Consider the following 24,854-nt stretch of genomic DNA (forward strand, 5'->3'; position numbering starts at 1 on the left):
TCCTCTTTTATTTATCCTCGATGTATATTCAAGCTACGTTGTTCTATCCATGACATTATTTCCGGACTAAATACGATTTGTTTTTGTGTTAAGTCGTCAATATTTTTAGCATCTAACATCGTCATTATTGATTTCATGTGTTCAATAAATGATTCTACATAAGCTACTGTATGTGCAATGCCATTATTTTCAACTTGATTTAAAAACGGACGTGACATACCAGTTGCCTTTGCACCAAGTGCTAAACTTTTAATTGCATCGAGTGGTGTACGTAAACCACCACTCGCGAAAACTGAAATTTCGCTTTGATAAGCCGTTGTTTCAAGTAATGACTCAACTGTAGACTGTCCCCATGATGATAAGTAATCCATATCTTTATTTGCACGACGTTCATTTTCAATATCTACAAAGTTAGTACCACCTTTGCCACTAACATCGACATACTTGACGCCTATTTGTTGTAAGTCATGCATTAATTCTTTGCTCATACCAAATCCAACTTCTTTTATAATGACTGGAACAGACACTCGTGATACAATCGACGCTATATTATCTAACCAAGTCACAAATTCACGATTCCCTTCAGGCATAACTAATTCTTGAGGAGAATTAACATGGATTTGTAACGCTTGTGCCTCAAGTAATTCAACTGCTTCCAAAGCCTTTTCTACTGGTACGTCCGCACCAACATTGCTAAAAATCATGCCTTCAGGATTCATTTTTCGCGCAATCGTAAACGTCTCAGCCATGCGTGGATTTCTCAATGCCGCATGTGTTGATCCAACTGCCATCGCTAAGCCAGTTTCTCTTGCAACTACAGCTAGCTTTTCATTGATGTTTTTCGTCCACTCGCTACCACCCGTCATTGCATTAATATAAATCGGATATGCCATCGTTAAGTCAGGCGTCTGTGATGTCAAATCGATATCATTTACATTAATTGATGGGATAGAATGATGCACAAAACGCATCTTATCAAAATCTGAATGCATTGCGTCAGATTGGGCCATTGCTATTTCAACATGTTCATTTTTTCTCTGTTCTCTTTGAAAATCACTCATGATTAAACCTACCTTTTCGTCATTTCTAATTTAAAACCATTTTTTACGTCTGAAAAAGATGATTAATACGACAGCTATAACAAACATTACAGCTAAGCAAATATAATATCCATAATGTAAATGTAATGCCGGCATATTTACAAAGTTCATACCATAAATCCCAGCTATGAATGTTAACGGTGAAAATATAACTGATACTAACGTTAATACTTGCATAATACTATTCATTCTAAATGACGTGTATGACTCAAAATTTTCTCGTATTTCGTTTGTCATTTCTTGAGCAGTACGAATGATATTACGTTGCTTAATCAAGTGGTCATCGATATGTTGAATGTATAGCGAATGTTTATTATCTATAATCAAATCACCATTTTGTTTCATTGTATCAATTAGCTCTTGCATAGGAAACAGTACACGTTTTACTTTAATCAAATCCGAACGTAACTTAAAGACACTATCCATGACCATTTTATTAAAGCGATCATCTACATGGCGGTCTTCAAAATGATAAACACTATCTTCAAGTGCATATACAAAGTTGAAATATTTATCAACCATCATATCTAAAATTAATATGACGACATCTGCACAATCTAATTCTGCATCTAATGTATTCATATACTTATAGACTACTTTATTTAATGATTCCAACGTTTGATGATGATATGTTACTAATACATTGTCTTGTATAAAAATATTTAGTGCTATTGGTGAATAGTTTGACCCCATAATACTATGAAATACTAAGTATTGATAATCTTTATAAGATTTATATTTAGCTCGTGGCATACCGTTAATTGCATCATCCACTTCTAAATCATTAAAATTAAAATGTGCTTTAAACCATTCATTTTCTTGTTCATTCGGTTCATCAAAATCATACCAAACAATAGTCGCATCTTTTGGTATCTCTTTGATATCATCAACTACTTTAAACGGTTCATATGTAGTTTGATACCGTATCTTTAAAGCCATCGATACTCCCCCTAAATAACGAATTCTCTATTATTTTATCATGAATTAAATAACGTGTATGTCTTAATTTATTTTAGTATGATAGTCACTAAGGAGATGGTTATTATCAAACAACTTTTTACACATACTCAAACCGTAACATCTGAATTCATTGACCATAACAATCATATGCATGATGCAAATTATAATATCATTTTTAGTGACGTCGTGAATCGTTTTAATTACAGCCACGGTCTTTCTTTAAAAGAACGCGAAAATTTAGCATATACACTATTTACACTAGAAGAACATACGACATACCTCTCAGAATTGTCTCTTGGCGATGTATTTACTGTTACTTTATATATTTATGATTACGATTATAAGCGGTTGCATTTATTTTTAACATTAACTAAAGAAGATGGTACACTAGCATCAACAAATGAAGTAATGATGATGGGAATTAATCAGCACACACGTCGTTCTGATGCTTTTCCTGAATCATTCTCAACACAAATAGCACACTATTATAAAAATCAACCAACTATCACTTGGCCTGAACAATTAGGACATAAAATAGCAATTCCACACAAAGGAGCATTAAAATGACAGATGCATTACAACAAAAGATTCATATTGAATTACTAGATTTATTAGATGATGTTAAGTTTGAATTAACAGAATTAAATGCACAAAAAGGGTTATACATTAACGGACCAGCAAATCAGCTACTTAAGCGTGGCGTTCATATGGCTTATGTTCAAGGACAAAAGCAAGCCATCGATAATATTATGACTATTGTGGAACAGCAGCTTGAAGATCAACATTTCCTAGAAGATTATGATAAATTTCAAAATGAGGTTACTCATCGCAATTATGATAAAACAGCTAACTTTGCAGAACTTAGTGATATTCCACGTCAATTCGATAATTTTTTAGATCAATTTTATCAAATTAAAGGGCAATACTTTATCATCACACATATCAATACACTTATTGGTGATTTTCACTCAGAAGCTCATTAACAATTAGTCTATATAACCCTTGCTATATTTTCAAAAACAAAACCCAATTACGTTTTCATGTCAAATATCATCTTGCATGAAATCGTAACTGGGTCAATTGTATGTTATTAGTTATTTTGTGTTACATCCTCATCTATCGATTTGGCAATTTGTTTAATAGCTTTATGTGATTGTCTAATTGGATAAATTGGAAAATCATGTACCATCTTAGGATAATCATAAAACTCAATGTATTGATGATGTTGCAACATCATTTGTTCGAATAGCTTCATATCAGGATGTGTCATTTCACGTCCACCACCAAACATATAAACTGGTGGCAATCCTTCTATTGTGCCATTAATTGGCGATATGCGCTTATCTGTTAATGGTAGGCCATTCGCCCATTTTTTCATAATCTCATTGACACCAAACTGACTTAGAACCGCATCTTGTTCGATTAAGGCGTCCGAAATATCTTTATTAGATAGTGTTGCATCTAAAATTGGTGAGATTAAATACAATTTATTCGGTAATGGCTGTTGATTATCTAAAAGAGATTGTACAAAGGATAATGCCAGTGCACCACCTGAACCATCACCCATGACTACGACATTTTGATGTCCTACTTCAGATACTAATTGATCATAAACACGTTGTATCGCTTGGAAAGTATCGTCAATATGAAACTCTGGTGTCTTTGGATAGATAGGCAGTACAACCTCATATAATGTACTTAAAGTGATTTTATCCAACAATCTCCAATGGAACGGTGATGGTTGTAGTGCATTGAATCCACCGTGAATATATAAAATTTTCTTATCAATTTGATGTCTGAAATTAAAGCGAAAGACTTGCATATCATCTAATGATAATTTTTCTAAATTTGCTTTAACATTTAATGTTGAAGGCTGCTTATGTTTTTTTCTATTTTCAATTTCTCTTTTATAAAAAAATCTTTCAACATCTTGATCATTTTTAAACATAATCGAGCGATTGTGAAGCAAATATTTATTGACAACGCTATTCATAACACGGTTTCTAATCAATGTCTTAACCTACCTTTATATATTTTATGTATCCAATGATTGTCTATCCCCTACATTCTTTGCCAAAAAAAGTATATAATGTAGAAGATATTTTCTTTTTCACTTTCAAATTTAAGACTACAATTGAACAGTGATTTTTCATCATTATAACAGACAACTAGACATATTGATAAGTAAAGAAAAGAACTTTATACGGAGGTGCCTTGCATGACAAATCCAAATCAACGATTAGAACCATTTGATGAGACATTTCAACAACCGAATATTCATCGTGGTAAGCGATATGGTAAGAAAAAACGTTCATTGGTAAGCATGATTATTCAAATCATTGTTGTTATATTAACCGCAATCGCTGGATACAGCATGTGGAAACAACCCATTTTTAATATTGTCTTCACCAAAGAATCTGTAGATTTTGATGGCATTAAAAATTTTAACGAGACAATTGGAAAAATGCATCAATTAAATATTAATTTGGGTAATATCAATGATTTACAACAAGGAATCGATCGCTTAATTTTAGTCTTTAACGGTTTCTTTATTCTATGTATCGTTAGCCTAGTCATAACAATACTGACAATTGTATTTAATCGCACAGTTCTAAAAGTAGTAAATATTTTAGTGTTAACAATTATGTTAGTCATTACTTTGTATTTCAGTTATATTATTAAAACACTCGCACAAGAAATTGCAGATGCTTTAAAAAAATATTATTTAAATGTACCACCAGATCAAGTGATTACAGAAGCTGACGCTATTCATAACGGCATCATTTTACTGGGCTGTAGCATCGGTTTACTTGTTATAAGCTTATTCTTCCGTAATCGCATGCCTCGTTTAAAATAATGTTATATAGTAGGGATTGGGACAGAAATGTTATTTTCACAAAATTCATTTCGTTGACCCACTTCCTGCTTTTTCTTTATTAATGACCTACTACGTCAATGCCAAATTTTAATATAATTCCTCTTTTATTTTATAAATCAACAAATAAAAAAAGTATCGATAACCATATTTGGCACCGATACTTTAAAAATCATGTCCCCACAACATAATTTTTGATTAGTCACACTTCAATTAATTTATTTTATTTATTCATGATTGTTATTTGAGCTTGCTTCTAACTTTTGAGCTGTAGCTTTTGCTTTTTTATTACTTTGTAAAAATAAACATAAAATTAAAGCGATGATGCTAAATATCGTTGCAACTATAAATGCATCATTAATACCTTCAACTGTTGCTAGTTTATTTACAAATTGTAATAACACTTTCATTGCGCCTTCTTGACCACCATATTGCGATGCTAATTCACGCATATGATCTTGTACAACAGGATTCGTTTTATCTAACTCTTCCCCAAAAGCTGATAAATGTTGTGTTGTTTGTGTTGTCATAACAGTAACTAAGATTGCTGTACCTATAGAGCCTGCTAATTGACGCATCGTATTTAAGAAAGCATTACCATGAGAGGCAAGTCGTCCCGGTAACGCATTAATAGCTGCAGTTACCATTGGCATCATTATAAATGCCATACCAAATGAACGAAGTACATAGATACCCATGATTGTCATATATGGTGTATCCATATTTAATTTAGTTAATTCCCATGTTGCATAAGTCATGACAGCAATACCAAAGATAGCTAATGGTTTTAAACCAATAGTATCTAACAATTTACCTGCAAATGGTCCAAGTAGACCCATAATTAGAGAACCAGGTAATAATAACAATCCGGAATCTAATGCTGAGAATCCGCGTAAATTTTGTAAATAAATCGGTAATAAAATCATACCACCATATAAACTTAACATTACAACCATATTAATAATTGTTGTTAATGTAAATGTTGGGAATTTTAATACTTCTAAATTCAACATTGGTGATTTCATTCTTAATTCTCTTATTACAAATAGAATAATAAAGATAATACCAATCGCAAACATTGTTTCTATCTCAACAGAACCCCATCCTTTGTTCCCCGCTTCTGAAAAGCCGTATAACAAAGCACCAAAACCAATCGTACTAAAAATGATACCTGGGATATCAGCTTTAGGGTTTGTTGTATATTGATATAACTTAAACCATACAAAACCAACTAAGATTGCAATAATACCGATAATGAACATACCGTAAAACATCACATTCCAATGGTAATTTTGTACAATATAACCTGATAATGTTGGACCAATTGCAGGTGCTAAAATCATTGCGATACCCATTGTACCCATGGCAGCACCACGTTTTTCAGGTGGATAAATTGTAATAATAACAATTGAACCTAATGGCATTAGTACACCTGCACCAATGGCTTGTAATACACGTCCAACCATCATGATTGGGAAATTCATTGAAATCGCACAGATTAATGAACCAATTGTAAAGAGTACTAACGCAACTAAAAATAATTTTCGATATGAATATTTATTAAATAGATACGCCGTAATTGGTATTAAAATACCGTTTACTAACATGAATCCCGTCATCAACCATTGCCCTGTTGACGCAGAAATATTAAATTCCGTATTAATTTTTGGCAAAGCAACATTTAATAATGTTTGGTTTAAAATCGCAATAAACATACCGAATAATAATGCCGCTAATATTTTACCGCGTGAAACACCTTCACCAAAAATAAAGTTTTTATGTTCTTTTTTTATTTTTTCATTCACTTTATATTCTTCTGATTCAGGATTTTTAGCAGCAACTGCTTCCTCACCATTATTATTAGTGAATGCTTCTTGATCTTTCTCAGACCCCTTTGTGTAACCATTTAGACTAACTTGGCTATGATCATCTTGATTGTCAACACGCAACTCTTCATGCGTCATACGTTGTGTCGATTGATCAGTTGTTTTGTCTAAATCACTAGCTTTAAATTTAGATTGATTTGATTGACGTGTCGTAAATTGTTGTTCCTTTTGTTGGCGTTTGCCTTTTTTTCTTGATCTTATTAAAAATAAATTGATAACCCCAACAATAATGAGCGCTAAAATAATGTAGCTAATAATGAAGGTCGTAGTCATTTAATGACCCCCTTAATTTTTATGGATTTTTACTTCAGCGTTCATTCCAGGAACAACTTGTTTAGACGGTTCTGATTCTAGAGTGATTTTAACAGGTATTACTTGAGAAACTTTAGTGTAGTTACCATCACTATTTGATGATGGAATTAATGAAAAGCTTGCAGCAGTTGCTTTTCCAATACTATCAACTTTACCTTTAATAGAAGCTTTTTGACCGTCAATAGTCACATCAACATCTTTACCTACTTCAACATCTTTAATATCTTTTTCGTCAATATTTGCTGTTACATATAAATCATCTAAATTGTATGCATAAGCGATTGGGTTACCAGCTTGCACCATTGAACCTTCCATACCATCTAATTTGGCAATTGTACCTTTTTGAGGCATTTTAAGATCCATATCTTTCGTTTCGCCATCTTGACCTTGTACAGTAACAGTTGCTACTTTGTCACCTTTATCGAGTTTGTCACCTTGTTTAACATTAAGTGATTTAATTTGTCCAGATGCAGGACTTGCTATTTTAATTTGATCGCCATTTACTTTTGCATTATCAGTTGTTACATAGCTTGTTGTTTTATTCCAGAAATAAAAGCCAGCAATCCCAATTGCTAACAGTACAACAACCGTAATGACATTAATTAATATCATCTTTTTCATGAAACATTTCCTCCTATTTGCTTTTAAAATTCACTTTATTTATTATAGAGACATGATAACTAAAAAAACACCAACAATTTTTATAAGAGTGTTGGTTAAAATTCACAAAGGTGTAACAATATGAAACGACAAGCCAAAATAGAAATTCAAAACGCACTTGTTGATTTGATGGCTGAATATCCTTTTCAAGAAATATCCACTAAAATGATTTGCGCGTATTGTAATATTAATCGTTCTACTTTTTATGATTATTACAAAGATAAATTTGATTTATTGGATACCATCAACTCAAAGCATAAAGAAAAATTCCAATTTCTTCTAAGCGCGCTACATCATAATTTCGAAAATATTAAACAGGATAAGCTTAAACTTTATAAATTCTTCATTATTATTGCTAAGTATATCAAGCACAATGAGCAGTTTTTCAAAGACATTTTAGTTACCTATCCAATGAAAACATTATTCATAGACTATATAAATTTAGCGAGAGATTACTATCAACAAATTATGAATGACTATAGTACTACAGTAACCAATAAACAGCTTTATGTTACATATATCATAGGCGGTCAAGCTGGGGTGTTTATTAATTGGCTTTCGAATGGTTGTAATGAATCACCTGAAGAAGTTGCTGACATTTTATTGGCTAATACGATTAAACTTCAAATCCAATAATACGGTTTCATTCTAATAAAGAAATGCTATAAAACAACTAGATAAAGTTAAACCAAATGGATAGATAATAGTACATATGTTACGGTGCTATCAATATAAAAATGCCGAGATTTCCACATAATAATCTCGGCATTTTTATTTTTGATGCTAAATTCATAGGTCTATGAATAGCTCAAGTTTTGTTTTTTAATTTTTCAATTCAATATAATAGAAGAAACTATGTTTATCATCGATTTGTTTTAAATACCTTCATATTATAAATCTGTAAAATAATTAATATAACTGCTGTAGCTATAATAATAATTATGTAAGGTATAGGATTATCTTCACCTTTTACCCCCACTAATGGCGATGCAACACCACCAAATAAAAACTGCACTAAACCTAATAAACTTGATGAACTCCCTCTACCACTACTACTTTCATCCATAGCTATTGTAAAACCAAGTGTCGCAACACCTGTCACTGGTGCTATTAAAATGATAAATCCTATCGCTAAAATCCAAAAGTTCCAATGATTAAGCAATACAATCGTCACTAAAATTACACCGATAATCTGAATCATCGTCATGCCTCTCATCAATTTTTGTGAGTCTATAAAATCAACAAGGTACCCAGTAAGTTGACTTGATATAATGAGCGTAATACCAATTCCTGCAAACATCCAACTAAATTGTATTGCAGTCATGCCATAAATTTTTTGAATAATAAACGGAGACGCAGAAATATAAGTAAATAATATTACAAATGTCATACCTTGAATGAGCATTGGTAATACAAAACGTGGCGTCTTCAATAATATTTTGAAGTTTTTAAACATTGTTTTTAATCCACTACTTGACTCACGATTTGTCACTGTTAATGATTCAGGTACTTTTAATAAAGAACCTATGACCATGACGAAACCAAAGATAGTCAGAATGACAAAGACCATACGCCAGACAGAATAATTTAAAATTATGCCCCCTATTGTTGGCGCAACAACTGGTGCAATACCATTAACAAGCATCAATAATGCCATAAACTTAGTTAGTTCATTACCACTATACATATCACTTGCTATAGCTCTTGAAATAACTGCTGCTGCGCCACCTGTCACTCCTTGAAGAAATCTTAATGCAACCATCAGCCAAATATTATGTACAAAAACAATACCTAAACTTGCTAATGTAAAAATAATCATAGCTATAATAAGCGGCTTTCTGCGCCCAGTTGAATCTGAAATTGGACCAGCAAACAAATTACCAAACGCTAAACCAATCATAAACATCGATAATGTTAATTGTGCGTTAGACGTCGTTGTTTGAAAATCATGTCTAATATCTGGTAATCCAGGCAAAAACATATCTATCGATAATGCTCCAATGGCCGTCAAAGATCCTAAAATAATAATAAATATCGGTGAACGCTTGTTAAAATGCGTTAAATCATTCATATGACTATCTCCTTTATATAATGATTAGTTTATAACTATCACGAACAGAAACTAAATTTAAATATGCTCTTTTATATATTAGCATTACTCACAAGTTTCATGAACATCATTACAACTTATAAAAGGTATAAAATGATATAAACCTCAGCACTCCATAAATTTTTTCACAAAAAACAATCCCTTCAAAGTAATTCACACTAATTGTAAATACTTTGAAAGGATGTTGTTTGTATTCCATGACACATGCATCTTATTTAAGTTTTATACTCTATTTTTCTGATGTCTTGATTAATTGCAAGCGGTCTTGCGAGCCTTGTTCAAGCTCATATTCTTTATCTACTTGCTTACCGTTTTCATTTATTAATCTTACGGTTGCGGTAATCTTATCACCATGTTTTTCAGCATCTATAATTTGTGGTGAACTAATCATCATTAAACTTCCTTTAGATACACGCTTCTTTACATCATCATAAAAAGATGATCCTTTTTTTATATATGACGATACAAAATCAAAATCTGACTGATTAAACGCAGCATTATTCGCTAAAGAATATCCAGCAAAGAATTCTATCAATTTGTTCTTCAAGCTGTTTTCTTCTTTTTCTTTCTTTTCAACATAGTCTTCGATATCTTCACTGTCAAAATTCAAAGTTATCTCTGTATTGTATTTTAAATCGCTGGCTTTAATCGTCTTCGTCTGTGTTGTAAATGTTTTACCTTTCGCTTTACCTGAAGCTGAAATGGTAATATCTTTATTTTGTGGATATGGACCATACGTTTTGGAACTTGAAAATGTCATTTCACGGTCATTTATAGTTACTTTTTTAGAACTATCATTTAATTTTGTATCGCCTTTTAAAGTTACAGTTATATTTGCTTCTTCAAAATCTTCAGTAACATCTACCGTTTCAGAATTACTTTGTCTAAAATCAAATTTTAAATAGCCTGCAAAATCACCGTTCTCAGTTGATTTCATAGCTGGAATTCTATATGTCCCCGGTATAAAATTACCTATTGGCGTCACTTTATTTGCTTCAGCTATAACCATCTTTTTCTTACCACCAGATTTAAACTCATATTTTGTTTTTTCTTTCGGCTTAACAATTGGTTGCTTGGTAGGTGCAGTAAAGCTCATATTATCGAAAAAGATATAACGCGTGCCATTTTTACTTACACGTAATATATTTTGACCAGATCTGGTTTGAATATAAGAAGCTACGCTGGTCTTACTCTTATTCAATTTATGTACCGTATTTTTAAGGTCGCTGACAAATTGCTTAAGCCCAACTTCATCTTTGATATAGTTAATGTATACTTTCGCTTCTTCAGAATCTACTTTATTATCTTTAGTACTTAATAATGTTGCTACTTTTTGTTTATCATTATTCTCAATCGCATTCACTAATATTTTAGTTTGCGCTTCAGGTGAATTGAAGTTTCTTAGTAAAAAGAACAATATAATAATTAAGATTAAAATGAAAAAACCAATTGCCCAAGGCACCATTTTTCTCATCTTGATGTTATTAGTTTGTATATCTTCATCGGTTGACTTTCTATATAATGCTTGACGACTATCAAATTTATGTCCACATTGTGTACATATCTGTACATCATCTTGTGCTTGTTGTCCGCACTTCGGGCAAGATTTCATACTTTCACCTCAATTCTGTTCCTCTTCAATTGTTATATGTATATCACAAAAATTATTTCATTATTTTACCATTATTATTTTACAAATATTATCCCAAGAATACAATTCAAGAAATGATTAACTTTACTTTAGAATTGTACCTTATTACATTATTTATGAAAGTACTCTCTCAATTATAACTAAAAAGAAGGTGTTCAATACATACATATTTAGTCTTATATTTGAACACCTTCAAAAACCTATTTATGATTGCTATATGTTTTAATGCGATGATTGATGACTTCTAATACTTGCCTTACATTTTCAATATCTTCAGAATTTAAATCATTAGTAATATCTTGCGCAATATCTGTCATAATCGCATTACGTTCTTTCAAATATGCTCTACCTTTGTCAGTTAAGGTTATGAATTTCAAACGTTGATCAATATTTAAATTTGGTTTATCTAACTTAACTAATTTAGCATCGATTAACTTTTTAATTCGTCGGCTTACTGCGGCCTTATTTACTCCTTGTCTTTGCGTGATTTCACTAATTGTCAAAGGTTCTTTATTTAACATACCTAATACGTTAGACTGCTCTAATGAAATTTCATATTCATTTTGTAAATCTTTCAACATTTTTGCAGTTAATGCGTTAACGTTATTTATAAACTGCTCTAAAAATTGAATATGGTCTTGTAAATGTTTTACCATAATTATTTCTCCCTAATTACTATTTTTATAAAGTATCCTCAGCAATCATTGTATCGCACATCTAAAAAACACAAAAATATTGACCCATATATAATATAACAAATTAAGACTTACATGTTGCTGCGTTCTCCTTGCTTTAATAAATTAAATCATCTACATTTATATTTAATATTTATTATAAGCGAGGTGTCAGTATGTTATTGAATTTATTATTAATATTTATACTTATCGTTATTTGTCCGTTAATTTTCAACTATACTCTGACGTTAAATTTAACATGCTACATCTTAGTTGTCATATCGATATTTTTGTCACTCATCTATAGCATCATGACCTATACTTTCCCTTGGTCTATGTTTGTAACATTTATAATAATCAGTATTATCATGCTATTCAAACATAGATATTTATTTTCTCATACTTCTAGTCGCTTATTTATTAAAAAATTATTATCTTTTTCATATAAATTTGTACTCTACACATCAGCACTTCTATTTATAAGTACGATTCAGTCACCTATTGTGAAAGGTTTGTCTATGTGGTTAGCTATATTATGTCTTTCCCTGTTACTAACCTTTATTTGTTATCTCGTTTGGACAGTATCATATAGACATAGATCATACAACAAAGAAGTTGATATCATAATTGTGTTAGGTGCTGGTATTTTTACCGAATTTGTCACACCAATGCTTGCAGCGCGTTTAGACCGTGCACTTGATATCTATCAACAACAAGCATCAGCAACAAAGATTATTGTATCTGGCGGACAAGGACCAGACGAACCAATTTCTGAAGCTTTAGCTATGCAACGTTATTTGATTGCACATGGTGTTGATAAAACAGATATACTAATGGAATCTCACTCTATAAATACATACACAAACTTTTTATATTCTAAACAAATCATCAACAATTTGTATCATGAAGCAGTTAAAATTGTTTGTGTAACAAGTCAGTTTCATGTATTGCGCGCCTTACGACTAGCCCAAAAATTAGGTTTATCTATCGATGGTGTCGGAAGTCATACACCATATCACTTTTTCTTACATGTGCTCATTAAAGATTATCTAGGCGTAATGTATCAGTATAGATTGTTATTAACGTTATATTGTTCAAGTAGTTGGTTTATATGTCTTTACGCCGCTTTTATTTATAATAGTTAATCCACAAACAAACTATTATTATAGGTTGTTTCTAATATTGCGTCAAACTATCTTTAAATATTCGTTAATCCTTGATTAGACAATTGTTATATTGAAAATAAATAAACTAAAGCACGTCATCATTTTATATAATAGTGACGCGCTTTTTTGTAAACCCAAATCGTATTCTGTTATCTAACTTTTATACTACTATGTCTTAAATCATTAACATTTAGCGTCTTTACAAGCCACTAATCAGTTATTTTGCCATCTTCTAATTCAATCACTCGATCTGCATATTCAAATAATCTTCGATCGTGTGTAATCATAATACCAATCATTTGTTGTTCTTTAATTTGTTGACGTATCATCTCAACAACTTTTGTTGCTCTATCGGCATCTAAACTTGCTGTGGGCTCATCTGCTAAAATGATTTTCGGATTATTCATAAATGCTCTCATAATCGCAACACGTTGCTTTTCACCGCCAGATAACTGATGCGGATATACATTCAAGCGATCTTCTAACCCAATATTTTTCAAAAGTTGTATTGCTCTTGTTGAACTTTGTTGTTTGGTCATTCCCGCTTCTTGGCCTACGAGTGTCAATTGCTCTATCACTTTTAAATAAGGAACTAAATGTGAAGATTGAAAAATAAAACCAATATCTTCCAATCGCAAATCACTAGGACGATGCTGTTTATCAAACAATGGTGCATCATTGTAAAGCACTGTACCACTCGTTTGACTTAACAATCCGCCTAATATCGTTAGCAATGTTGTTTTCCCAGAACCAGAGGCACCATTTAAAATGACAAATTCCCCTTGTTCCACTTCAAAATTAATACCTTTTAAAACTTTTGTTTCAGACAAACCTTCTCCGAAATTTTTGACGATATCTTTAACGACTAATGCCATTATTCTGCACCTCCAATTGCTTCGATAGGATCCACTTTAAATAATTTGATAAATGATAGTGAGGCACCTAAAATCGCTACTAATATAAATATCCCCACCATTAATAAAATATTTTGCGTTGTTAAGTAAAAAGGCATCGTTACCGGCATCATAAATGATAGTCCTACTATGATGATCACAGCAATACCTACCCCAATTATTGTTAGTGTTAAAATTTGTAAAACTAACGCACTCAATAAATGTCTTGTCTTAATACCAATTGCTTTCAAAATGCCAATTTGTGATATTTTTTGAATCGTCATAACATAGAAAAATGCACTTAGAACGATTGCTGTAATAGCAAACAAACTAACAATCATCATATTTAACGGTGCTTGCTCTGCTTGATAACTCGCAATATTACCTGTTAAATCTTTTTCACTCACAACTTGAACGTCATTTATTTTATTAAGCTCATCACGTTGTTGTTGTGTTAAATTTTTCACTGGATAAAATGCCGTATTAACCTTATTCAATGCATTAAATCCGTTATCGTTCAATAGCACAATGGAACTATGCGCATACATTGTGTCGTTTAAAATACCAGAAACTCTATAACTAGTTGAATTATTTTTAAAATGTAATCTATCCCCGACTCTAATGTTGTCTGCAGCTAACTTATCATTAATAGCGACCTCATGAGCATTTTTAGGATAATCACCTTTTTTAAGTTGTATGCGTTGTTGTTTAACGTCATTCATTGTAATCACATCTTGTTCTTTATTAGATAATTTCAATGTTTGAATATTCATTTTATATGGTTCTTGATGAAATACCTTTTTAATTTGATTCTGTTGCGTATCACTAAGTTGCGATTTCTCAATTTGCGGCTCTTTCATTTTTTGAACAACATATTCATCATTATCAAAGTGTTCAAATAACGAAATATTCTCCCTACCAAGCCCTTGAGCTAAACCACTAATAAATAACACCATAATACTTAATAAAAGAATGATTAATGTGATTAAAATATAACGAAATTTGTAAAACATAATCTCTTTTATCGCTAATTTCATATCGATTCACTTCTCCCTATTTCTTCTTTAGCGTCAGTATAAGGTTGAAATATGAACTCAATATGAACAATTGTTTTTTTACGCAAAAATATTTTACATGTATAATAAATGAAAAAGATAAGGGAGTTTATAGCTATGGTGCAATGTCTTGTTGTCGATGACGATCCTCGAATCCTAAATTATATAGCTAGCCATTTACAAACAGAGCACATTGATGCATACACACAACCAAGTGGTGAAGCTGCATTAAAACTTTTAGAAAAACAGCGTGTCGATATTGCAGTGGTAGATATTATGATGGATGGTATGGACGGCTTTCAATTATGTAATACATTAAAAAATGATTATGATATACCAGTTATTATGTTAACAGCGCGGGATGCACTTAGTGACAAAGAGCGTGCGTTTATAAGTGGTACTGACGATTATGTAACCAAACCCTTTGAGGTTAAGGAACTTATTTTTAGAATTCGTGCGGTATTACGTCGATATAATATCAATTCAAATTCAGAAATGACTATTGGCAACTTAACGCTAAACCAATCCTATTTGGAACTCCAAGTATCTAATAAAACGATGACGTTACCGAACAAGGAATTTCAATTATTATTTATGCTTGCAGCACGTCCTAAGCAAATCTTTACTCGTGAACAAATAATAGAAAAAATTTGGGGCTATGATTATGAAGGAGATGAACGAACAGTTGACGTTCATATTAAGCGACTACGCCAAAGATTAAAAAAATTAAATGCCACACTTACAATTGAAACAGTAAGAGGACAAGGCTATAAGGTGGAGAATCATGTTTAAAACACTCTATGCTAGAATTGCGATTTATTCCATTACGGTTATTTTATTTAGTGCATTAATAAGTTTTGTATTAACAAATGTTTACTATCATTATAATTTAAAAGCATCTAATGACGCGAAAATCATGAAGACACTTAAAGAAGCAAGACAATATGAACAATCAGCTAAACCAACGCACATTCAACAATATTTCAAACATTTAGGGCAAATGAATTACCAAATAATGACCGTTGATCAAAAAGGTCATAAGACATTTTATGGGGAGCCATTTAGAGAAGATACTTTATCACAAAATGCTATTAACAACGTATTAAATAATAAAGATTACCATGGTATTAAAGATAAACCATTCGCATTATTCGTAACTGGATTTTTCGACAATGTAACAGATAATACTGTTGGTATTAACTTTAAGACAAAAGACGGTTCAATAGCAGTATTCATGCGTCCAGATATTGGAGAAACATTTAGCGAGTTTAGAACATTCTTAGCCGTCTTGTTAATGTTGTTATTATTTATCTCGATTTCATTAGTTATCGCATCAACCTATTCAATCATTCGTCCAGTAAAAAAGTTAAAGCTAGCGACCGAACGCTTAATTGATGGTGATTTTGAAACACCTATCAAACAAACACGCAAAGATGAAATTGGAACATTACAGTATCACTTTAATAAGATGAGAGAGTCATTGGGACAAGTTGATCAAATGAGGCAGCATTTTGTACAAAATGTATCTCATGAAATCAAAACACCATTAACACATATTCATCATTTATTAAGCGAGTTACAACAAACTTCTGATAAAACATTAAGACAACAATATATAAATGATATTTATACCATTACAACGCAGCTGAGCGGATTAACAACTGAATTGTTACTCTTATCCGAATTAGATAATCACCAACATTTATTATTCGATGATAAGATTCAAGTCGATCAACTCATTAAAGATATCATTCGACATGAACAATTTGCTGCTGATGAAAAGTCGTTAATCATTTTAGCTGACCTAGAATCAATCAATTTCCTAGGAAATCAACGTTTGTTACATCAAGCATTGAGTAATTTATTAATAAATGCTATTAAGTATACAGATGTTGGTGGTGCCATTGACATCGCTTTGCAACATAGTCACAACAATATCATTTTCACAATAAGTAATGATGGTTCACCAATTAGTCCACAAGCTGAAGCACGTTTATTTGAACGTTTTTATAAAGTGAGCAAACATGATAATAGCAATGGTTTAGGTCTTGCAATTACAAAATCCATCATTGAATTGCATCATGGTACAATCCAATTCACACAAAGTAACGAGTATGTAACCACCTTTACTATTACACTGCCAAATAATTCACATTAATCTCTACCTCCTGAAAAAACATTTCTGTTTTTATTTCAGGAGGTATCTTTTATATTGATTAGCGCTTTCTAGCCACTTAACATTTAATTTCTACCATTCAACAAAATTTAAATATATCGATGGTCATTTATGGTTTAATAATTTTGAAGGAGGCATTAACCTATGATGAAACTCAATTTATTTATCAATGCAAATGAGACGGAATCTTATATTGATATACATGCACCTAAAATGAATGATCACGTTCAAAGTATTATTAATGCAGTCAATGATTTAGACAAATCACATACATTAGTCGGATACATAGACAAAGAAATCCATATCATTAATGTATCAGATGTTATAACATTCCAAGTTATTAATAAAAATGTAACAGCCATTACAAGCAATCAAAAATTCAAACTAAAATTACGACTTTATGAACTAGAAAAACAGTTACCACAACATTTCATTCGCATTTCCAAATCAGAAATCGTCAACAAGTATTACATTGAAAAATTATTATTAGAGCCAAATGGACTTATACGTATGTATCTTAAAGATGCACACTACACCTATTCTTCTAGACGTTATTTAAAATCTATAAAGGAGCGCTTATCAATATGAAAAATTTGAAAAACTCATTATTTATTAGCTTAATCATTGGTTTGTCCCTTTCACTGTTCTTTAGTATGTTATTTGCAGACGGCAAATATTATCCACTGAACCCACAATCAACTATTGGCATTTTGTATTATAATCATTTCACAGAAACTACCGTAATGTTGATTTCTATCATTTTATGGTTACTCATAGGCGTCGTCTTTTTCCTTGGAGATTTTATCTTTAAATACACAGATTGGAGCATTACTAAAGCAACTATAATGCATTTCATAACAACGTATGTCGGATTCTTGCCTTTAGCAATGCTTGCCGGTTGGTTTCCACTAACAGTGCATTATCTAATCATATTCACAATTATCTTCATTGTGATTTATGTATTAATTTGGATAATTCAATTCTTTAAAAACAAGAACTACGTAGACACTATTAACGAGCAACTGAAACAATTAAAATGATTTTTATTAACCACTAAAAAACGGTAATGTCTATCACATTAAAAAAGACATTACCGTTTCGTTTATTATTTAACTTGTAAATACTTAGTTACTTCTTCATTAATTTTGTGATATAAATCCTCATGATCTGTTAAGCGATAACCAAATGACGGCACCATTTCTTTAATCTTTGGTTCCCACCCTTTGAATTCATCACGATAGCATCGCTGTAAAACATCAAACATAATATCTACAGCTGTTGACGCACCAGGTGATGCACCAAGTAATGCAGCTAATGTGCCATCATCTGACGTAATGACTTCGGTACCAAATTGTAAGTTACCTTTAGAATCCTCAGTATCCTTGATTACTTGGACACGTTGCCCTGCTGTAATCACTTCCCAATCTTCATTTTTAGCATTTGGGAAAAAGACTCTTAAATCATCCATACGCTCATCATTAGATAACATCAATTGTGACACTAAATACTTCGTAAGACTCATTTCTTTGATACCTGCAGATAACATCGTCACGATATTATTTGGTTTAACCGATTTAATTAAATCCATATGTGAACCTGTTTTTAAAAATTTAGGTGAGAAACCTGCAAATGGACCAAATAACAATGAACGCTTGCCGTCTACAAAACGTGTATCTAAGTGCGGCACTGACATTGGTGGCGCACCCACTGCTGCTTTTCCGTACACTTTAGCATGATGACGATCAATCACTTCTTGATTTGTACAGCGCAGGAATAATCCACTTACTGGGAAACCACCAATATGTTTTGATTGTTTAATCCCAGTCTTTTGGAGTAATGGTAAACTCGCACCGCCAGCACCAATAAATACAAAATCAGATTCATATGTTGTCGTTTCATTAGTTTCTAAATCTTTAACTTTAACTAGCCATGCCCCAGATTTCTGTTTCTTGATGTCTAATACATTCTGCTTATATTGAATTCCCACACCACGTTGCTCTAAATTTTCAAATAACTTTGCAGTTAACGCACCAAAGTTAACATCTGTACCAGTTTCATCATAAGTTAAAGCAATTGGTTCATCAGACTTACGACCTTCAATCATTAACGGTACCCAAGATTTCATTTCTTCTTCATCTTGCGATAATTTCATTTTTTCGAATAAAACACTTTTCTTTAACGTTGCAACACGACTTTTTATAAAAGCTACATTATCTTCGCCAATGACAAAACTCATGTGTGGCACCGCTTGAATAAAGCGATCTGGGTTATCTAATTGTCCTGTTTTAACTAAATATGCCCAAAACTGTTTTGAAATTTGGTACTGCTCATTTATCTTAATTGCTTTACTACAATCAACTGTGCCATCCTTACCTTCTTTTGTATAGTTCAACTCGCAAAGTGCTGAATGCCCTGTACCGGCATTATTCCATACATTTGAACTCTCTTCGCCAGGTTGTGCTAATTTTTCAAACACTTTAATATTTTTCTCAGGTGATAATTCTTTAAGTAATGTTCCTAATGTTGCACTCATAATACCGCCACCAATTAAGATGACATCTGTTTTGCTATGTTGTGTTGTCATAACAAATACAGTCCCCCTTTTTAAAATGAATAATGGAACGTTCGAGAAATACGACATATTAATACCACTTTAAATCAATAAGTGTCTCAATAGGTTCCCATGGTGATGCTCTATTACTATCTACTATGTATATTAATATTTTATAATAACGAAACTACTTTAATTATATACTTTATGTGCGATAGCACAAAGACAAAACCACAAACCTTAACAGCTATCAACCAATTTAATTTGATTGCTGATTACTCACTATTCATTTTAACATAAAGCGCTACCATTATTATAATGTCAAACTTCTTTCATTAATGATCCATAAAAAAAAGATGAGATGTTAGAAAACATCTCACCTTCTGTATATTTATATTTTGAAATACGTTTTTTTATAATAATGACAAGATGAAAGTCCAAATACAGATGAATATTAGTAAACATACACTGTATTTCAATGTCATTTTTAATAATTCTGATTCCTTACCAACTTGTTTTACTGCTGCAGTTGCAATTGCAATTGATTGTGGTGAAATCAATTTTGCCGCTACACCACCAACTGTATTAGCAGATACAAGAAGTGAACCACTTGTTCCAATTTGTTGTGCAACAGAAGCTTGAATTGGTGCAAATAATGAATTGTTATTTACAACTGATCCTGTCATAAACACACCTATCCAACCTAAGATTGGTGATAGAACTGGGAAGACATTACCTGCTTTAGCTATACCTTGACCCATTGCTGCACTTAAACCACCATAAGTTGTGATTTTAGAAATTGCTAAGATGAAACAAATTGTAAGAACTGGTAACCACAACTCTTTAAATGTAACGCCGAATAATCTAACAGCATCTTTAAAGTTAACCTTTTTAGACATTAAAATTGTAATAATAATAGTTAATAAAATAGCTGTACCTGTTTGTCCAATAATATTTAAAGTCAATACTAATGGTTTATGCGTAACTTCGCTGATTGTTCCAGGTAAGTTGAATTTAAATACTAATGATGATAAAGCACCATTTGGTAAGAATAAGTTTTTAAAGAATGGCGCACTCCAAATCATTACAATGACTGTTAATACAATGAATGGGCTCCATGCATGTAATACTGCTTTTGCAGAATGTGCTTTTGCAGGTTCAATTTCTTCATCTTTATTAACACGATAAATGTGTTTTGGTTGGAATTTTTTAGAAAATACTGCTAATGCTAACATTGTTAATAACGGTGGAATAATATCTGCTAATTCAGGTCCACTGAATACAGTTAATAATCCTTGAGTAAGTGTATAAGTGATTGAAACTACTAAAATTGCTGGTAATGTTTCTTTAACACCTCTAAAACCATCAATAATAAAGATAAGTAAGAATGGAATAATGAAATTTATGATTGCCAATGTTAAAGTTGCTGATTGAGAAACACCTAATACTGAAACATCTCCAGGTAATTTCAACGTTTCTACAACACCTACAGGGATACCAATCGCACCAAAAGCACCAGACGCTGCATTTGCGACTAAACATAACATCGCAGCTTTTAATGGATTAAATCCTAATTGTGTTAATAAAAGTGCACAAATTGCAATTGGTACACCAAATCCTGCTGCACCTTCTAAAAATGCGTTGAATGCAAATCCAATAAGTAAAACTTGAATACGTTGGTCTTGTGAAATATTTGTAATACTATCTTGAATTGTTAAAAATTGTCCAGATTCAACAGTAATTTTGTATAACAATACTGCCATCATAACGATATAGCCAATCGGAATGATACCTTGGAAGAAACCTTCGACTACTGCACCAGAAGCGATACCAACTGGCAATTTGAAAAATGGTATTGCAATTAGTAATGTTACAACAAGTGTTGTAATAGCTGCATAAATACCTTTCATTTTAAAAACAGTTAAACATAGTAAAAACAGTACAATCGGTATTGCTGCAATTAAAGACGATAATAATAAATTATCAAATGGGTTAAACGTATTTACTAACATAGGCTGACTCTTCTTTCCATAAAGTAGTAGTGTAATTGCTTCATTAAAATCATGCTCTGGCTATAGCATTTTGTTATCGATAACATTTTACAGAACAGTGAGATTAATGTGATTTTTTTCACAATTAAAATATACCATTTTTTCAGACTATTAACAATATCACTTTCCTATTTAATTGTTTTATTTTTCATTTTAAATCTGTTCATCAAAATGAATTGTACTTAATGTAATGAAGTAACTTATACTATTCATGAATTTTACATAAGACCGTGCTAAAATAAGGAAGATACTACGATGAGAAATGGAAGTTATAGCAATGATTAAACAGATAAATGTTTCTAATATGCAAAAGTTTGAATCTCAATTAATGAAAGCTCAGTCTGAAGGTTATACACATGTCGTTCCATATGCAAATGAGATAATGATTTATCAATCGATGTTAGATGCGGTTCAATTATATCCTAAGTCTATCGTGGTTGATTATACTGTGGATGGACAATACAAAAATGATTGTCACTATTTCGGTCAATCATCGATCAACATTGCCGATTGGGCTCAAAACAATAATTATTATCCTAACCTGATATATGCGATTCAACAGACTCTTGATTTAATACATTATTACTCTGTAGAAACGATTTTCGATTTAGCTTTATTGACACTTCTGAAAGGTGATTTATCAATCGATGGTCATGTCGTTTTTGATTTTAAAGCCCCTATAGCAACAAGTGCTTCAATATGGGAAACTATTAAAACTATTGAAGATTTTGATATGATGTCTCAGTTTTATTTGAATAAAATGGCTTATATTGATCATCATCCTATACCTTTTCGCAACCTTTTTATCGAGGATTCAGAACAACTTAATTCGCCAGATAATTGGTTGTATTCTACCAAGTTTATGCTACCTAAATGGTTATATAAAATAGCAAAGCAACGTGCTGATAACAAACAATTACAAAACTTCGGCCTGTATACGAAGCAACCAAACGTTTTAAAAGATCACATCGTTTTTATCGGTGATCATCATCAATATATAGGTAATTCAAAATATTTATTTACTTACTTCGTTAAACATAATCCAATGACTGCCTGTTATTTTGTTACTGACGATCGTCGCGGACCACATTTCATATCACCTAAGTCTGAAAAAGCTGACGAATTGATTAACAGCGCACGCGTAGTTATAGTTGAAAATGATATACCTGAAACGTTACAACCAAACGGTACTTTAATTCAATTACATCAAGGCACACCAATAATGCAATTATTTTTAGATAGTAAAGAGCCTATTAAAAATATAGAAACACCTTTTTATCGTGCTAAAAGGTATAATCGCTGGTTGCAATTCGATTATGTTATACATTCTGCTGATGATATTAGCCACTTTTATCAAACGGCTTTTCCTAGTCACCAAGCAAATGTATTGGCTTATGGTAATCCTAAACACCAATATTTACTACAAAAGCGTAACGAAAGTACTACTCAACAACAGTATAAGAAATCGTTTAAAATAAATGATCAAAAACCAGTTTTATTATACGCACCTATTGGATTAGTGAGTGCGCAACAATTACCACTATCAGATGCTTTATTCAAAGCCTATCATGTTGTGGTTCAGGGTGTTGATGAAGCGATCTTACCAGAAGAGGCGCTTGTTGCACCAAAGTATCTTAGTGCTCAAGACTTAATTCTAATGTCTGATGTCGTTATCACTGATTACTCAAATATAATATTTGATGCGATGGCTATAGACAAAACAGTAGCATTATACACTCCAAATCACAGTCAATACATTGAGTCTCAAGGTGTTAACGAAGATATTTGGCGTCATCTATCAAAAATTTGGTATACAGACCGACAATTATTAATTAATAATTTAATTTCCCAGGCAATACCAGTGATTAAATATCCACAAATACAACATAAAGAACAACCATTAGAATCTATTTCACAACTTATATTGTCTAAGATGACATCTAATCAATAGTGTTTAAATTTCTCAGTGGCTGTGAATGAGGTTTAAAAGTGCTATAAAACGTAAACTTTTATACTTTAAAATACGCAAAAAACGGTAAACCCTAATTCATATTATAGAGTTTACCGTTTTATTTTTTTAACTTGCATCATAGTTATATTAACATTATTGTTGGTAGTTTGGATCAGTAACCATTGCTTGTCCAGTATAATCAACCGTTACAATTGAATATTTTCCATTTGCATTTGGGTCTTTAAAACTAAACACATACTTATAGTTGCCATTATGTTCTTCAATAGAATAATCATTATACACTTTATTATTACTACCAAATTTATTTGCTTCATTATTAGCCGCATTTAAAGCTGTTTGGAAATTTGGCAATTGCTGTAAAGCTTGAGTTTTATTTCCATTAAACGGATAAATTTGACGTGCAACCGGCGCGGCATTTTGTCCATAATATGGTGCAACGTAACTTGATTTTTGATTATTACTTGATTGGTTATTATTTGTTTGGTTTTGGTCATTGTTTGTTGCATTTGAATTAGATTGTTGCTGGTTATCGTTTGCACTATTATCTTTATTATCTTTGTTTACGTCTTTACTATCATCTTTATTGTCTTTCTTATCTTTAGATGAATCATTTGTTTTTTTATCTTGTTGTTCAGTTTTCGCTTTATCATCTTTTTCTTTATTACTGTCTTTTTGTTGGTCACTATCTTGACCACATGCAGCTAAAAATAATGATAATGCTAGTAACCCTGTAACTAATCTTTTCATACATATCTCCTCCTA

At 31.7% G+C, this 24,854-nt stretch carries 24 protein-coding genes; 10 read left to right on the forward strand and 14 right to left on the reverse strand.

Annotation, left to right across the window (positions count from 1 at the left end; translation table 11 throughout):
* Positions 1-11: 11 nt before the first annotated feature.
* The gene (fni, locus tag NSS86_RS10655; protein WP_001279374.1) at positions 12-1,061 is read right to left on the reverse strand and encodes a type 2 isopentenyl-diphosphate Delta-isomerase; all 1,050 of its coding nucleotides are present in this window, start codon (positions 1,059-1,061) and stop codon (positions 12-14) included.
* Between the two features lie 30 nt (positions 1,062-1,091).
* Entirely contained in the window at positions 1,092-2,039 is a 948-nt protein-coding gene (gene corA / locus NSS86_RS10660) for a magnesium/cobalt transporter CorA (protein ID WP_001185431.1), read from the reverse strand.
* 96 nt (positions 2,040-2,135) lie between these two features.
* Between corA and NSS86_RS10665 the strand changes: the two genes are divergently transcribed.
* Positions 2,136-2,627: a thioesterase family protein gene (locus NSS86_RS10665; protein ID WP_000234727.1), complete on the forward strand. Its 492-nt coding sequence runs from the start codon at positions 2,136-2,138 to the stop codon at positions 2,625-2,627.
* Entirely contained in the window at positions 2,624-3,043 is a 420-nt protein-coding gene (locus NSS86_RS10670) for a hypothetical protein (protein ID WP_000128655.1), read from the forward strand. Before NSS86_RS10665 ends, NSS86_RS10670 begins: the two co-directional genes overlap by 4 nt.
* A 107-nt stretch (positions 3,044-3,150) precedes the next feature.
* On the opposite strand, the gene NSS86_RS10675 is transcribed toward NSS86_RS10670, so the two are convergent.
* On the reverse strand, positions 3,151-4,071 hold the full coding sequence (locus tag NSS86_RS10675; protein ID WP_000620864.1) for an alpha/beta hydrolase: 921 nt from the start codon (positions 4,069-4,071) through the stop codon (positions 3,151-3,153).
* Between the two features lie 207 nt (positions 4,072-4,278).
* Between NSS86_RS10675 and NSS86_RS10680 the strand changes: the two genes are divergently transcribed.
* Positions 4,279-4,917: a hypothetical protein gene (locus NSS86_RS10680; protein WP_000184229.1), complete on the forward strand. Its 639-nt coding sequence runs from the start codon at positions 4,279-4,281 to the stop codon at positions 4,915-4,917.
* A gap of 245 nt (positions 4,918-5,162) precedes the next feature.
* Here the strand turns inward: NSS86_RS10680 and NSS86_RS10685 are convergent, their stop codons facing one another.
* Complete coding sequence (locus tag NSS86_RS10685; RefSeq protein ID WP_000213885.1) at positions 5,163-7,094, reverse strand: DHA2 family efflux MFS transporter permease subunit; 1,932 nt, start codon at positions 7,092-7,094, stop codon at positions 5,163-5,165.
* 12 nt (positions 7,095-7,106) lie between these two features.
* Positions 7,107-7,754 carry an HlyD family efflux transporter periplasmic adaptor subunit gene (locus NSS86_RS10690; protein WP_000738249.1) on the reverse strand — a complete coding sequence of 216 codons (648 nt, stop codon included), beginning with the start codon at positions 7,752-7,754 and terminating at the stop codon, positions 7,107-7,109.
* A 120-nt stretch (positions 7,755-7,874) separates the two neighbouring features.
* Between NSS86_RS10690 and NSS86_RS10695 the strand changes: the two genes are divergently transcribed.
* A complete protein-coding gene (locus NSS86_RS10695) occupies positions 7,875-8,429 on the forward strand; it encodes a TetR/AcrR family transcriptional regulator (RefSeq protein WP_000828569.1) in 555 nt (184 codons plus the stop codon).
* A gap of 226 nt (positions 8,430-8,655) precedes the next feature.
* On the opposite strand, the gene NSS86_RS10700 is transcribed toward NSS86_RS10695, so the two are convergent.
* From NSS86_RS10700 to NSS86_RS10715, 4 genes are all read right to left on the reverse strand, one after another.
* Entirely contained in the window at positions 8,656-9,864 is a 1,209-nt protein-coding gene (locus NSS86_RS10700) for a multidrug effflux MFS transporter (RefSeq protein ID WP_000999131.1), read from the reverse strand.
* A gap of 109 nt (positions 9,865-9,973) precedes the next feature.
* A complete protein-coding gene (locus NSS86_RS10705; RefSeq protein WP_001792264.1) occupies positions 9,974-10,102 on the reverse strand; it encodes a hypothetical protein in 129 nt (42 codons plus the stop codon).
* A 30-nt stretch (positions 10,103-10,132) separates the two neighbouring features.
* A complete protein-coding gene (tcaA, locus tag NSS86_RS10710) occupies positions 10,133-11,515 on the reverse strand; it encodes a glycopeptide resistance protein TcaA (protein WP_000833811.1) in 1,383 nt (460 codons plus the stop codon).
* A 239-nt stretch (positions 11,516-11,754) separates the two neighbouring features.
* A complete protein-coding gene (locus NSS86_RS10715; RefSeq protein WP_000238542.1) occupies positions 11,755-12,210 on the reverse strand; it encodes a MarR family transcriptional regulator in 456 nt (151 codons plus the stop codon).
* A 194-nt stretch (positions 12,211-12,404) separates the two neighbouring features.
* On the opposite strand from NSS86_RS10715, the gene NSS86_RS10720 reads away from it, so the two are divergent.
* Positions 12,405-13,373, forward strand: coding sequence for a YdcF family protein (locus NSS86_RS10720; protein ID WP_001549718.1), 969 nt, complete (start codon positions 12,405-12,407; stop codon positions 13,371-13,373).
* A 230-nt stretch (positions 13,374-13,603) separates the two neighbouring features.
* Here the strand turns inward: NSS86_RS10720 and NSS86_RS10725 are convergent, their stop codons facing one another.
* Entirely contained in the window at positions 13,604-14,269 is a 666-nt protein-coding gene (locus NSS86_RS10725; protein ID WP_001229920.1) for an ABC transporter ATP-binding protein, read from the reverse strand.
* Positions 14,269-15,324 (reverse strand): ABC transporter permease, encoded by a 1,056-nt coding sequence (locus NSS86_RS10730; protein ID WP_000761390.1) that lies wholly within the window; start codon positions 15,322-15,324, stop codon positions 14,269-14,271. Before NSS86_RS10730 ends, NSS86_RS10725 begins: the two co-directional genes overlap by 1 nt.
* Positions 15,325-15,459: 135 nt before the next feature.
* Between NSS86_RS10730 and hssR the strand changes: the two genes are divergently transcribed.
* From hssR to NSS86_RS10750, 4 genes are all read left to right on the forward strand, one after another.
* Positions 15,460-16,134 (forward strand): DNA-binding heme response regulator HssR, encoded by a 675-nt coding sequence (hssR, locus tag NSS86_RS10735; protein ID WP_000249497.1) that lies wholly within the window; start codon positions 15,460-15,462, stop codon positions 16,132-16,134.
* Positions 16,127-17,500 carry a heme sensor histidine kinase HssS gene (gene hssS, locus NSS86_RS10740; RefSeq protein ID WP_000477338.1) on the forward strand — a complete coding sequence of 458 codons (1,374 nt, stop codon included), beginning with the start codon at positions 16,127-16,129 and terminating at the stop codon, positions 17,498-17,500. The genes hssR and hssS overlap by 8 nt, the downstream gene beginning before the upstream one ends.
* A 162-nt stretch (positions 17,501-17,662) precedes the next feature.
* The gene (locus NSS86_RS10745) at positions 17,663-18,106 is read left to right on the forward strand and encodes a LytTR family DNA-binding domain-containing protein (RefSeq protein WP_000977032.1); all 444 of its coding nucleotides are present in this window, start codon (positions 17,663-17,665) and stop codon (positions 18,104-18,106) included.
* Positions 18,103-18,558: a DUF3021 domain-containing protein gene (locus NSS86_RS10750; RefSeq protein WP_000793164.1), complete on the forward strand. Its 456-nt coding sequence runs from the start codon at positions 18,103-18,105 to the stop codon at positions 18,556-18,558. The genes NSS86_RS10745 and NSS86_RS10750 overlap by 4 nt, the downstream gene beginning before the upstream one ends.
* Before the next feature lie 65 nt (positions 18,559-18,623).
* On the opposite strand, the gene mqo is transcribed toward NSS86_RS10750, so the two are convergent.
* The gene (mqo, locus tag NSS86_RS10755) at positions 18,624-20,102 is read right to left on the reverse strand and encodes a malate dehydrogenase (quinone) (protein WP_000211366.1); all 1,479 of its coding nucleotides are present in this window, start codon (positions 20,100-20,102) and stop codon (positions 18,624-18,626) included.
* A 380-nt stretch (positions 20,103-20,482) separates the two neighbouring features.
* The gene (locus tag NSS86_RS10760; RefSeq protein ID WP_000960858.1) at positions 20,483-22,081 is read right to left on the reverse strand and encodes an L-lactate permease; all 1,599 of its coding nucleotides are present in this window, start codon (positions 22,079-22,081) and stop codon (positions 20,483-20,485) included.
* Between the two features lie 316 nt (positions 22,082-22,397).
* Between NSS86_RS10760 and NSS86_RS10765 the strand changes: the two genes are divergently transcribed.
* Complete coding sequence (locus NSS86_RS10765) at positions 22,398-24,071, forward strand: CDP-glycerol glycerophosphotransferase family protein (RefSeq protein WP_000595297.1); 1,674 nt, start codon at positions 22,398-22,400, stop codon at positions 24,069-24,071.
* A gap of 153 nt (positions 24,072-24,224) precedes the next feature.
* Here NSS86_RS10765 and NSS86_RS10770 read toward each other — a convergent pair whose 3' ends face one another.
* Positions 24,225-24,839 carry a hypothetical protein gene (locus NSS86_RS10770; RefSeq protein ID WP_000827010.1) on the reverse strand — a complete coding sequence of 205 codons (615 nt, stop codon included), beginning with the start codon at positions 24,837-24,839 and terminating at the stop codon, positions 24,225-24,227.
* Between the last annotated feature and the right edge of the window lie 15 nt (positions 24,840-24,854).

The organism is Staphylococcus sp. FSL W8-0056 (assembly GCF_037963075.1).
GTDB classification, from domain to species: Bacteria; Bacillota; Bacilli; order Staphylococcales; family Staphylococcaceae; genus Staphylococcus; species Staphylococcus aureus.